Origin of the sequence: Gynurincola endophyticus, from assembly GCF_003991195.1 — a bacterium.
Lineage (GTDB): Bacteria > Bacteroidota > Bacteroidia > Chitinophagales > Chitinophagaceae > Gynurincola > Gynurincola endophyticus.
Window position 1 is genome coordinate 184,036 of record NZ_RCWL01000007.1, and the last position, 12,034, is coordinate 196,069.

The window sequence follows — 12,034 nt, forward strand, 5'->3', positions numbered from 1 at the left end:
ATCAGCTATAATAATTATTGTAAAACCGGTTTTACTGTATATCCCTGGGCTTGTAGTAATTGGATGACACCATCTGCTTCCCACAAGTGACCACTTCCTACTGCAAATAAAATACTTTCTTTTTGCATCATCCCAGGCATCATTTTTACCCAGTTTTCATTTCTTACAGATAACATCCACTTTCTCTGTTCTGCATTCATAAAACGCTTGTCTTTTACCAGTTGATCTAATACCGTCAGGTTTTCTTCATTAAACGCTTTAATCATTTCTTTTGATAATATTGCGTAGGTATCACCAGCTTTTAATTGTCTGATAGCTTCTTTGAGGTGATACGACCTGGCTAAAAAGTCTGACTGCTCATTCACCGTCTCCAGCCCACCTGTCTTTTTACCGCTTTTTAAAGCAGCGGTAATCAGCTCAGCTTCATATGCAACCACTTCAGCGGGTGCACATGGAATGGCTTTTCTGCCTAGCAAAGAAAACAACGCTTGTGGTGAATAGTTATCTATTTCTGCGAGAGAAGTACCGTATGTTTTTAGTACTTCTTCGAGGTCTATTGCTTCAGCTTGAGAGAGTTGTTCGCTTAATTTTTTATCGGCCATCATCATTTTTTGCATGGCTAAACCTTCTTCAGGGTTCAGGTAGTCAATTTCTGTTACAAGTTTTTGAACTTTGTTGATGGCTTGCAGCACTTTAGGATTCATTTTATAGTCGCTGGCACACATCATATGAAAAGTACCTAATAAATAAGAGGGCTGTACCAGGCCATTACCTGTAATTTCCCAAAGTAAAGAATTGGGAGCAGCTGCATGTTGTTTGTTTTGTGCTACACATACAGTCGTCAATGTGATTACCAATGCTACGGTAAAGGTGATGAATTGTTTCATATACTTATCTTATAAAAGTTTAAAATGTTGTATTTATAGAGTAAGTACAGGCAGGTATTCATTCGTTACAGATTTATTTATTTTTTTGAAAAAATAAATAAACATCAGTCTGACAGAAATTAAGAAGCTGAACGGACTGAGAAAATTACAAAGATAAAGACGGCAGGAGCGAAGCGGTCGTTCGCGATAATTGAATGGATAATAATATAAAGTTAACAATGAGTACGGTTTTGTTAATACTGGCTTAACCTGCCGGTTCTAATTTTGCTGGCTGTTAGTTAATGTTCCAAAACTGTACGGGTGAATATTGTTACAGCAATAAAAGAAGGCAACGAAAAGGCATTTTCTGATGTTTACAATACCTCTAAGGATAAACTGTATTTCTGGTTACTGAAAAAAACAAGTTCTTCCTATTTAGCACAGGAATTGTTGCAGCAGACATTCTGTAAATTGTGGTTATCACGATCTTCATTAAATGAAGAATTGAGTGTAAATGTTCAATTGTTTCGTATAGCCCGATCATTAATGATTGACGAATTAAGGCGTCAGATACGCCTGAAAGAAAATATTTCCTTATTACCTCATTTAGAAGAATCTGACGATACTACCTGGCAAACCTATGCCGTGAGAGAACTTACTGCTAAATTAGATGTATCACTCCAACAAATGTCACCTGTAAGCAGGGATGTATTTTTATTGAGCCGTAAGCATGGACTCACCTATCAGCAAATCTCAGAAAAGTTATCTATCTCTGTAAAAACAGTGGAATACCATATTTCAAAAGTATTAAGCGAATTGCGTAAAACGCTCCTGCTTTTATCTATCCTCTTTATTAATTATTAACAAATTGTTACTTACTAGGGTACTTCAGTTTTAGAACGAACTATTGATATACAAGCTGAAGAAATGAGTAATATAGACAAACTTGTTGCGGAGTTTTTGAAGGGAACCTGTTCTGCAGAACAAGCTGATTTATTAGCACAATATTTTTCCGAACATCCGGAAGAAGTTGAAAAATATTTTAGTGAAGCGGAGTGGAATAGTTTTCAACCGGAAACATTAATGCCGGTAAATGTTGCTGAAGAAGTATGGCAGAATATCACCCAACATTTTCCTTCTGAACAAAAAAAGAAAAAACGTTTCTCTATGAAACAATTACTGGTAGCTGCCGGCCTGCTATTATTACCTGTGACTGGCTGGCTGTTTTATCAGTTGAATACTTCAGCCGTTACGCATGTGCAGAATGATCTCAGCATTGCAAAAATTAATGTAATTAATAATGGTGAATATCTGAAACTGATAACGCTTTCTGACGGTTCAGTTGTAACACTGGAGAAAGGTGCTTCTATCAGTTATGATAGTGTATTTTCTTCAAGAGAAAGACGAGTTTTTCTAAATGAAGGAAGGGTGTTATTTGCAGTGGCAGGAAACCCCGAACATCCATTTGTTGTACAAACGAAAGATATTACCACAACAGCTCTCGGAACTGAATTTTATGTTGATCATAAAGTGAAAGAAGAGAAAATATTAGTACAGCTTTTAGAGGGTAAAGTGGCATTGAGAAGTGAAAATGAAAAAGTGATCATGACGGAGATCTTATTAAAACCAGGGCAACAATGTTTTATTGATCAACGTACCATGGAAGCAACGCTCAGTAATTTTAAGGTAATTACTTTAAATACAGAAGAGCAAAAGAATACCCCCAAACACGCTAAAACAGCTGTTAAAAAAGTTACCCCGATTGCCTGGGATTATTACAAGAAACCTTTAGATCAGCTATTGGATGAATTATCCGGGTATTATCAGTTTAATATAGAATATAATAAAGACATCATGCATCAGGTACATTTTACCGGTAACCTGATGAAAGCCGATTCGCTGCGTAAGAACATCGCTATTGTTTGTATTGCCTCCGGATTAGAATTCGAATATTTAGAAGGAAAACTGATTATCAGAAAAAAGAAAGCCGAACAGGAATAATAGGTTGTACATATAAGAGTAATACCAATTTATAAAATAAAACAACATGAATAAGTTATCAGGGTTGAAAAGAATGCATTGCCTGATGGTAATGTTATGTATGTCTTTTTCAATTGCTTTTGCACAACAGAATCCTGTTGTGAGAGGTACCGTGCTGAATGAAGACGGTGAGCCTCTTTACGGAGTAACCATTAGTATTAAAGAAAAGGGACAATCAAATTCACAACAGGTAATCACCAATACAAATGGTGTTTTTATTCTGGAGAATTTAAAACCGGAAGTGAAATATGACCTGGCATTTAGTTATGTTGGTTATGATACGTATCAACTGAATGGATTTGCTGCAAAACCGGGAGAAAACAATTCGCTGTTAATCAGAATGAAGGCGAATAATCAAGACATGGAAGAAGTGGTGGTTACCGCATTAGGAATCAAGCGTGAACAAAAGGCATTGGGTTTTGCCACTACTACTGTACAAGGTAAAGACCTGACAGAAGCAATGCCTCTGAACTGGAGTGACGGATTAAAAGGTAAGGTAGCGGGTTTGAACCTGGTGCAGGCAGGGTCTGGACCTATTAACTCTACCAGAATCAATTTAAGAGGTGATCGTTCAATGGATATTGATAATAATGAAGCCTTGATTGTAGTAGACGGTGTGCCGATGATTAACTCACGCGGGAGAGGTGGATCCGGAACTGAAATGGCATATGGGGCAGGCGTGTCAGGTGATAAAGATATTCCGATTGATTTTGGTAACGGACTTTCGGATATCAACCCTGACGATATTGAGTCAGTAACTGTATTAAAGGGCGCTGCCGCCACTGCGTTATATGGAAGCAGAGCTGGTAACGGAGCCTTAATCATTACCACTAAAAGCGGTAGTAAAAAGAAAGGAATCGGGGTTAGTATTAATTCAAATGTTAGTATCAGTGATGTATTGAAATGGCCTGATTGGCAATATGAATACGGACAGGGTAATAATAATAGAAATGCAAATGGAGAGTTGTATTATTCTTATGGATTATCACCGGATGGCGCTAATACAGGTTCAACATCGAGTGCGTTTGGCCCTAAATTTCAAGGACAGGAATATTTTCAATATGATCCGGAAACTGAAACACAGTCTACTGAGAGAAGGCCATGGGTGGCTTATAAAGATAATGTAAAAGGTTTCTGGCAAACCGGTACCAATGTGGTGAATAGTGTTGCTCTTGATGGCGGCGGTGAAAATTATTCGGCTCGGGCATCGGTTACGCATACAAAAAATGAATGGATTATGCCGAATACAGGTTTTGAAAGATTAGTGGCTTCTTTTAATAGCAGTACACAGCTTTCAAAGAATCTGAAAATTAATGCCAAAGTTACCTATACCAATAAAAGAAGTGATAACCTTCCCGGAACCGGTTACAACAACCAATCAATTTCTTATTTTATGATTTTCCAGAATCCGAATGTAGATCTGGCCTGGTATGAACCCCGTTGGAAAAAAGGGAAGGAACAAATTGAACAGATACATCCTTTTAGTTCATATATCGAAAACCCTTATCTGATTGCGTATGAAATGACGAATAGCCTGAACAATAATAATGTTGACGGTAATTTACAGGCTATCTATAACATCAGTAAAAAATTTGATGTGATGGTGCGTACCGGTTTGGCAATGCGTCAGGATCAGAGAGAACAAAGAAGACCATGGAACACTGCAAACTTTCCACAGGGATACTATAAAGAACAGGGCGTATTTTTCTTAGAGACGAATAATGATTTCTTATTATCATTTAATGATAAAATCGGGAAAGATATTAAAATACGTGCTTCGGTAGGAGGAAATCAACGTGCAGAAACTTATAAACAGAGTAATGCGGTAGTACGGGGATTATTATTGCCGGGTGTATATAAGTTATCGAACGCTTCAAACCAGGCATTGGCTGAAAGAAATTTACTTGAACAGCAAAAAATGAACAGCTTGTTCGGATTGGTGAATTTTTCATGGAAAGATAAAATCTTTGTAGATGTAACAGGCCGTAATGACTGGTCTTCAACTTTACCGGCATCTTCAGCTTCTTATTTCTTCCCGTCTGTGAGTTCAAGTTTTATATTGAGTGATCTGATGACGTTGCCACAGGCAATCTCTTTTGCTAAAGTAAGATTATCATGGGCAAGAGTAGGTATCGATACAAAACCGTACAGAACGAGTAAATATTATGATATTTCACTTTTCCCGGGTTCTGCTGATGCACCGAACATTTTATACAATGCAGATCTGAAACCTGAAATGGTAGATTCATGGGAAGCAGGATTAAACTTCTCTTTATTGAATAACAGAATTAATGCAGATGTAAACTTCTATAATAACATTACTACCAATCAGGTAATTACTGTGCCTTTAGATATAACTACCGGCTATAGTTTTAAATATATCAATACCGGTAAAGTTCGTAACAGAGGTATTGAAGTAATGCTGAGCGGTACTCCTGTCAGAACGCAAAACTTTACCTGGACGGCAACTGCTACCTGGGCAAAGAATGAAAACGAAATATTAAGATTAAGTGATGATCTTGATGGTGATGAGCAACCTATAGCATCAAGTGGAAATGCTTCTATCATTGCCACGGTAGGCGGGTCAACCGGCGATATCTGGGGATTCGGTTTAGTAAGAAATGAAGAAGGAAAAGTAATCTTTGATGCCAATACCGGTATGGCTGTTCGCCCTGCTGATATCACAAAAATAGGTAATGCTTACGCTGACTGGAGAGCTGGTTTTGTAAATGAGTTCCGTTACAAACAATTTCGTTTGGCAGTTACACTTGACGGGCAATATGGTGGTATGATCTATTCACAAACACACCATAAAATGAGTGAACAGGGAAAACTGAAACATACATTAAAAGGCAGAGAAGAAGGGTTTGTTATCGGTGACGGAGTGGTATTGAATTCAGAAGGAAAATATGAAGTGAATACAAAACAGGTAGCAGTAAACTCATGGTACGGAGATTATTACAGAAGGGCAAATGTAGAAACAAATAGTTTTGATGCTTCTTATATCAAGTTACGCGAATTACGTTTTGAATATGCACTTCCTGCAAAGTTTGTAAACAGATTAAGATTGAACAGTGCCAGTGTTGCACTTTACGGCCGTGATCTGGCCGTGATATCAAACTTCCCGGTTTTTGATCCGGAAACAGCTTCTTTAAATGGAGCGAGTATTGTTCCCGGAGTAGAAATGGGGCAGATGCCTACTCCGCGTACAATGGGTATAAACATATCAGTGAAATTTTAAAGACAACGAATTAATTAGTCAATCATACAAACACTCACGTTATGATTAATGTAAGAAAAATATTTTCTGTGATATTCGTAGCCGCAGGTATCATTGCTTTTGCAGGCTGTACGAAAGGTTTTACCGAATTGAACACAGATCCGAATAAAATCGACAAAGTAACTCCGGGTAGTTTATTAACTCCCACCATTTATGGAATGAGTAATTACTTTACTATAAGAAGTTATGACTTTACCTGGGAAATTATGCAGGTGGGCCTTTCATACGGAAATTATCAGGGAAGTACGGGTGGTGTACACCGTTATGAAGTAACAGAGTCAGCCGGAAACGGAACCTGGAATACCTGTTACAAATGGTTACGTAACCTCACAGAAATGGAACTGGCGGCTGATGTATATAATGCTCCTGTTTACAAAGCGGTAGCCAGTACGCTCAGAGCTTATATAGCCGGAATCTTAACAGACTCATTCGGTGATATTCCTTTTTCACAGGCACTTAGTGCAGAAGAGGGCATTACACAGCCGGTATTCGATACGCAGGAATCTATTTATGTGTCATTGATTAACGAACTGAAAGCTGCGAATCAGATTTATAAAGCCGGCGGTACAATGACAGGTAATGACTTATTATATAATAACAATGTTGAAAGCTGGAGACGTTTTAATAATTCTCTTTTGATGCGTATGTTATTAAGATTGTCGAAGCGTACAGAGTTAAACACATTGACCGAATTGAGAAGTATTATTGCTGACCCGGCAGAGTATCCGGTATTTACCAGCAATGCACAAGCCGCATTGGTAAAAATATCCGGGCAATCGCCTTATGATTATGCCTGGGCACGTCGTCAGGATTATGTAAACTTTCATGCGATGAGTAGTTATTTTGTGGATATGCTGAATCAACTGGAAGACCCGCGCAGGGCTTTGTTTATGACAAAAGGGTCAAGACTGGTAAATAATCAATTAGAAGACATCGGATATGTTGGAATACCTAGTGCGCATTCGGGCGATGAATCACAGTTTAACTATAATCCGAGTACACCTAACGGCGATTTGATGGTGCACACGGCTTTAGGTACAGAAATTATAGAAGTGATTATGAGTTATGCTGAGGTGGAGTTCATTAAGGCCGAAATAGCGTTATTAGATGCCAATATGGTAGCAGCTGAAGAAGCTTACAAAAAGGGAGTAACGGCAGCTGTAACACAATGGAAAAATGGTGTAATGCCGGCTAACTATTTTGATAATCAGGAGGCCGCTTTTAATGGATCGATGGAACAGGTGCTGACACAGAAATACCTTGCTCTTGTATTCAATGACTATCAGCAATGGTTTGAATATAGACGTACCGGGTATCCTCAGTTACCGAAAACACCATACATGTGGCATAACGGAGTAATGCCTACCCGGTTTATGTATCATGTAGATGTAAGACGCTTTAATGCGAATAACTATAGAATGGCTGCAGAAAGAATCGGAGGCGATGATGTGATGACTAAAGTATGGTGGGAAAAATAATCGTATAAAATACCGGAGCCTTCTGGTGCTGGGGTTTACTTATCGTTGAATAAACCAGCAATATTCATACTAAGAAAGAATCCATTGAGACGCAGCAGGTGAAACCAGGTAGTAAATTATAAAGAGATCAGGTTAATAAAAAAAGCCGGCTATATGCCGGCTTTTATGTTTTTAGAAACGATCGTTATCATTATCATCATCATCGTCATCATCATCAGAGAAATCATCCTCTTCCTCCTCATCTTCCAATAAAGCGTCTTCTTCATCTTCCTCTATTTTGAATCCTTCCGCATCGTCATCATCATCATCATCGTCATCGTCATCGTCATCGTCGTCGTCGTCGTCGTCGTCGTCGTCGCTATCGTCGTTATCTTCTTCGTCTTCTTCAAATACTTCTGTATCCTCCTCGTCTTCTTCAATCACTTCGTCTGTATCTTCAGTTTCTTCTTCAACAGGATAGATGTTTTCAACGATGAGTGTTTCTTCGATTTCACCAACCGGAGTGGCTTCCAGAATAATATTTTCTTGTAGTAAATCATCATTTTCAACAGCTATTGGTTGATTGATAATTTTCTTGTTTTTAGCTTCAATTGCTTTCTTTGCTGCCTTTTTTGGAGCTACTTTTTTCGGAGCTGCTTTTTTTGCTGCCTTTTTGGGAGCTGCTTTCTTGGCTGCTTTTTTAGGAGCTGCTTTCTTAGGAGCCGCTTTCTTAGGAGCCGCTTTTTTTGCTGCTTTTTTTGCTGCTTTTTTAGGGGCTGCTTTTTTCGCTGCCTTTTTCGGAGCTGCTTTCTTTGCTGCTTTTTTTGGAGCTACTTTTTTTGCAGCTTTCTTAGGGGCAGCTTTTTTTGCAGCTTTTTTCGGAGCTACTTTTTTCGCTGTTTTCTTGGCTGCTTTTTTAGGTGCGGCCTTTTTGGCAACTTTCTTTAAGGTACTTTTTTTCGCTGCTTTTTTAGGAGCAGCTTTTTTTGGCGCAGCAGCTTTTTTAGCAGCCTTTTTCACGCTAGCAGCCTTTTTAGTTACTTTGGTAGCTTTTTTAGGGGCTGCTTTTTTCGCTACTTTTTTGGGAGCTACTTTTTTAGCGGCCTTTTTTGGAGCTTTAGTACTTTTTTTTGCTGTGCTTGATTTTTTAGAAGCAGCGCTTGCTTTCTTTGGGGGGGCTGCTTTTTTAGATGCTTTCGCCATGGTATAAAATTAATTTAATGAGTCTGGTATTTGGATTTGTCAACGTATTTTCAGTAAAAGCTACGTAAAAAAATCAATATTATAAAGACAAAGGTAAAAATCAAAAATTAAATTGAGAATAACATTGTTCAGAACATAAAAAAATAATGTTTATGGCCTGAAAACAGTTATTTGGGGGTAATAACGTTAAAAATTAAAAGAAATTTGCTTTGAATGGAAAAAAACGTAATTTTGCGTCCCCAATTGTATGTTCTTGATATACCCCTTTAAGAGGGGCTTGAGAATTTGGGAGTTCTCTCTAAGCTTGATTAGAGAAACGTTTGAACCAAAAATATTTAAAAAATGGCAAAACAAGTAACCGGCTTCGTTAAGCTTCAGGTGAAAGGTGGTCAGGCAAACCCTGCACCTCCGGTGGGTCCCGCGTTAGGTTCCAAAGGTGTGAACATCATGGAATTCTGTAAACAATTCAACGCGCGTACTCAAGATAAACCTGGTAAAGTACTTCCAGTATTAATCACTGTTTATTCTGACAAATCATTCGAATTTGTTATTAAAACGCCTCCTGCTGCAGTTCAGTTAATGGAAGCTGCTAAGTTACAGAAAGGTTCTAAAGAGCCTAACCGTAACAAAGTAGGTAAAGTAAATTGGAGCCAAATTGAGGCTATTGCAAAAGACAAAATGCCTGATTTGAACTGTTTCACCCTTGAGAGTGCTATGAGCATGGTAGCAGGTACCGCTCGTTCTATGGGTATTACCGTTGATGGTAAAGCTCCTTGGGAAAATTAATTCTTTACTGCCTAAGTTGTTAGGCACTTAAAACTGAATGACAATGGGAATTGCTAAAAAAAGAAAAGCAGTTGATACCAAGGTAGATAAGAATAAATTTTATACATTATCTGAAGCTTCTACATTGGTAAAAGACGTAAACACTACAAAGTTTGATGCTTCTGTAGATTTACATATCCGTTTAGGCGTAGATCCTAAAAAAGCTGACCAGGCTATCCGTGGTACTGTAAGTTTACCTCACGGAACTGGTAAAACAAAACGCGTATTGGTATTATGTACTCCTGACAAAGAAGCGGAAGCAACTGCAGCAGGTGCTGACTACGTTGGATTAGATGAATTCGTTCAAAAAATTGATGGCGGTTGGACAGATATCGATGTAATCATCGCTACTCCATCTGTAATGCCTAAAATCGGTCGTTTAGGTAAAATCTTAGGTCCTCGTAACCTGATGCCTAACCCTAAAACCGGTACTGTTACAAATGATGTAGCAGCAGCTGTTACCGATGTTAAAGGTGGTAAAATCGCTTTCAAAGTAGATAAAGCTGGTATCATTCACGCTTCTATCGGTAGAGTAAGCTTCTCTCCTGAGAAAATCGCTGAAAACAGTGCAGAGTTAATCAACGCTTTAGTAAAAGCTAAACCTGCTACTGCTAAAGGTACTTACTTAAAGAGCGTTTATATGGCTTCTACAATGAGTCCTAGTATTCCTGTAGATACCAAAACATTAATCAACTAATTTTCAATAACGCGATGGTAACCAACTCGTTGGTTATTAGCGAAACATAAAACAATTTTGCGTTATGACTAAGCAAGAAAAAAATGACGTTATTGAGGTGTTGAAAGAAAAATTCTCTCAATACAACAATTTCTATATCACAAATACAGAATCTTTAACTGTAGAACAAATCGGTAAATTACGCCGCGTATGTTTCGACAAGAATGTTGAAATGAAAGTGGCTAAAAATACCTTAATTAAGAAAGCATTAGAAAGCCTTGATGCAGAACGCTTCTCAGGTGTTTATGATGCTTTAAACGGTGTTACCGCTTTATTATTTAGCGAAAGTGCTAAAGAACCAGCTTTAATCATCTCTACTTTCAGAGAGCAATCTAAAATCGAAAGACCGGTTTTAAAAGCTGCTTTCGTTGATGGTGATGTATTTGCCGGTGATGATCAATTATTGGCTCTTAAAACTCTTAAAAGCAAGCAAGATCTTATCGGAGATATCATTGCATTACTGCAATCACCTGCTAAAAACGTTATTAGCGGCTTAAACGCTGGTAATAAATTAGCTGGTTTAGTGAAAGCTTTAGAAGAAAGAGCTGCTAACTAATCAAGTTTTAAAATAATACCCTAACAGGTATTCAACTAATAACTCAATGCCTGAGAGTTATATACACAAATTTTTTTAAAAACACTCCGTCGGAGCACAGGCAATGAAGACGGAAGAAATTTGACAAAAATGGCAGATTTAAAAGCATTCGCAGAACAGTTAGTGAATTTAACTGTAAAAGAAGTTAACGAGTTAGCTACTATTTTAAAAGATGAGTACGGTATCGAGCCTGCTGCTGCTGCAGTTGCAGTTGCTGCTGGTCCTGCTGCTGCTGGTCCTGCTGCTGAAGAAAAAACAGCTTTTGATGTTGTTTTAAAAAGCGGTGGTCCTAACAAATTAAACGTTGTTAAAATCGTTAAAGACCTTTCTGGTTTAGGTTTGAAAGAAGCTAAAGAATTAGTTGACGGAGCTCCTAAAACTGTAAAAGAAGGTTTAAGCAAAGCTGAAGCTGATGATTTAGCTGCTAAATTAAAAGAAGCTGGTGCTGAAGTTGAAATCAAATAGTTTTAACTTTCTATACCTTATAAAAGGGTTGTTTCTTCGGAAACAGCCCTTTTTCTTTTAAGTAATGATTAGGAGTAAGTTAAAGAGAAAACACCCGCTTTCCGCGAGGGTAAATGTAAGGTTAAGTGTCTTTCCGAAAAAGATTCTTAACCGTCACCTGATAGAAGGAGTTCAAAAAAACATTAAAAAGTGTGTTTTTTGATTAAAGAAACAGAGTAATTTTTTTCAAATTGTTAAAATATTTGTATTATTACAAAAGTATTCCTCTCCAGAGGATTTTTTTATACCGAATCGCTAAAACGATTTAGTTTTTCGGTGAGGTTAATTTCGAACCCCTTGATTAATAAACCGATAGAAACTCCAGGCGGTGTGTCAGAAGCCCGCTGCGTGTGCAGAAACAGAAGATGCAGATGGAGTTGAGTTCGTTTTTTTTTGTGTCAAATAGCTAAAACGATTTAGTACAGTCGCGCAATTCACTAATTAATAATGTATTATGAAGTAACTGACAAAATATAGCCTACAAAAAGACGATATTTTTTTGTCATATTGCTAAAACGATTTAGCGAA

10 protein-coding genes are annotated in these 12,034 nt (G+C 37.8%); 8 read left to right on the plus strand and 2 right to left on the minus strand.

Features of this window, described 5'->3' with window-relative positions:
- Positions 1 to 14: 14 nt before the first annotated feature.
- On the minus strand, positions 15 to 887 hold the full coding sequence (locus D9O48_RS13860) for a TraB/GumN family protein (RefSeq protein ID WP_126973574.1): 873 nt from the start codon (positions 885 to 887) through the stop codon (positions 15 to 17).
- 300 nt (positions 888 to 1,187) lie between these two features.
- Here D9O48_RS13860 and D9O48_RS13865 point away from each other — a divergent pair, with 300 nt between their 5' ends.
- From D9O48_RS13865 to D9O48_RS13880, 4 genes are all read left to right on the plus strand, one after another.
- Positions 1,188 to 1,730 (plus strand): RNA polymerase sigma factor, encoded by a 543-nt coding sequence (locus D9O48_RS13865; RefSeq protein WP_126973575.1) that lies wholly within the window; start codon positions 1,188 to 1,190, stop codon positions 1,728 to 1,730.
- Positions 1,731 to 1,793: 63 nt separating this feature from the next.
- Positions 1,794 to 2,867, plus strand: coding sequence for a FecR family protein (locus tag D9O48_RS13870; protein ID WP_126973576.1), 1,074 nt, complete (start codon positions 1,794 to 1,796; stop codon positions 2,865 to 2,867).
- 46 nt (positions 2,868 to 2,913) lie between these two features.
- Positions 2,914 to 6,147, plus strand: a complete 3,234-nt coding sequence (locus D9O48_RS13875; RefSeq protein WP_126973577.1) for a SusC/RagA family TonB-linked outer membrane protein — start codon at positions 2,914 to 2,916, stop codon at positions 6,145 to 6,147.
- A 41-nt stretch (positions 6,148 to 6,188) separates the two neighbouring features.
- Positions 6,189 to 7,664 (plus strand): SusD/RagB family nutrient-binding outer membrane lipoprotein, encoded by a 1,476-nt coding sequence (locus D9O48_RS13880; protein WP_126973578.1) that lies wholly within the window; start codon positions 6,189 to 6,191, stop codon positions 7,662 to 7,664.
- A 171-nt stretch (positions 7,665 to 7,835) separates the two neighbouring features.
- Here D9O48_RS13880 and D9O48_RS18775 read toward each other — a convergent pair whose 3' ends face one another.
- Positions 7,836 to 8,846: a histone protein gene (locus D9O48_RS18775; protein WP_158624899.1), complete on the minus strand. Its 1,011-nt coding sequence runs from the start codon at positions 8,844 to 8,846 to the stop codon at positions 7,836 to 7,838.
- A 342-nt stretch (positions 8,847 to 9,188) separates the two neighbouring features.
- On the opposite strand from D9O48_RS18775, the gene rplK reads away from it, so the two are divergent.
- The 4 genes from rplK (at position 9,189) to rplL (ending at position 11,467) form a co-directional block, all read left to right on the plus strand.
- Positions 9,189 to 9,632 (plus strand): 50S ribosomal protein L11, encoded by a 444-nt coding sequence (rplK, locus tag D9O48_RS13895; RefSeq protein WP_126973579.1) that lies wholly within the window; start codon positions 9,189 to 9,191, stop codon positions 9,630 to 9,632.
- Between the two features lie 43 nt (positions 9,633 to 9,675).
- The gene (gene rplA, locus D9O48_RS13900; protein WP_126973580.1) at positions 9,676 to 10,368 is read left to right on the plus strand and encodes a 50S ribosomal protein L1; all 693 of its coding nucleotides are present in this window, start codon (positions 9,676 to 9,678) and stop codon (positions 10,366 to 10,368) included.
- Between the two features lie 64 nt (positions 10,369 to 10,432).
- The gene (rplJ, locus tag D9O48_RS13905; RefSeq protein WP_126973581.1) at positions 10,433 to 10,963 is read left to right on the plus strand and encodes a 50S ribosomal protein L10; all 531 of its coding nucleotides are present in this window, start codon (positions 10,433 to 10,435) and stop codon (positions 10,961 to 10,963) included.
- A gap of 129 nt (positions 10,964 to 11,092) precedes the next feature.
- Complete coding sequence (gene rplL / locus D9O48_RS13910) at positions 11,093 to 11,467, plus strand: 50S ribosomal protein L7/L12 (protein ID WP_126973582.1); 375 nt, start codon at positions 11,093 to 11,095, stop codon at positions 11,465 to 11,467.
- The last annotated feature ends 567 nt before the right edge of the window (positions 11,468 to 12,034 follow it).

Coding starts and splice junctions, on each gene's coding strand:
- rplL (WP_126973582.1), top strand. CDS start 11,093: ATGGCAGATTTAAAAGCATTCGCAGAACAGTTAGTGAATTTAACTGTA.
- D9O48_RS13875 (WP_126973577.1), top strand. CDS start 2,914: ATGAATAAGTTATCAGGGTTGAAAAGAATGCATTGCCTGATGGTAATG.
- D9O48_RS18775 (WP_158624899.1), bottom strand. CDS start 8,846: ATGGCGAAAGCATCTAAAAAAGCAGCCCCCCCAAAGAAAGCAAGCGCT.
- rplK (WP_126973579.1), top strand. CDS start 9,189: ATGGCAAAACAAGTAACCGGCTTCGTTAAGCTTCAGGTGAAAGGTGGT.
- rplJ (WP_126973581.1), top strand. CDS start 10,433: ATGACTAAGCAAGAAAAAAATGACGTTATTGAGGTGTTGAAAGAAAAA.
- rplA (WP_126973580.1), top strand. CDS start 9,676: ATGGGAATTGCTAAAAAAAGAAAAGCAGTTGATACCAAGGTAGATAAG.
- D9O48_RS13880 (WP_126973578.1), top strand. CDS start 6,189: ATGATTAATGTAAGAAAAATATTTTCTGTGATATTCGTAGCCGCAGGT.
- D9O48_RS13860 (WP_126973574.1), bottom strand. CDS start 887: ATGAAACAATTCATCACCTTTACCGTAGCATTGGTAATCACATTGACG.
- D9O48_RS13870 (WP_126973576.1), top strand. CDS start 1,794: ATGAGTAATATAGACAAACTTGTTGCGGAGTTTTTGAAGGGAACCTGT.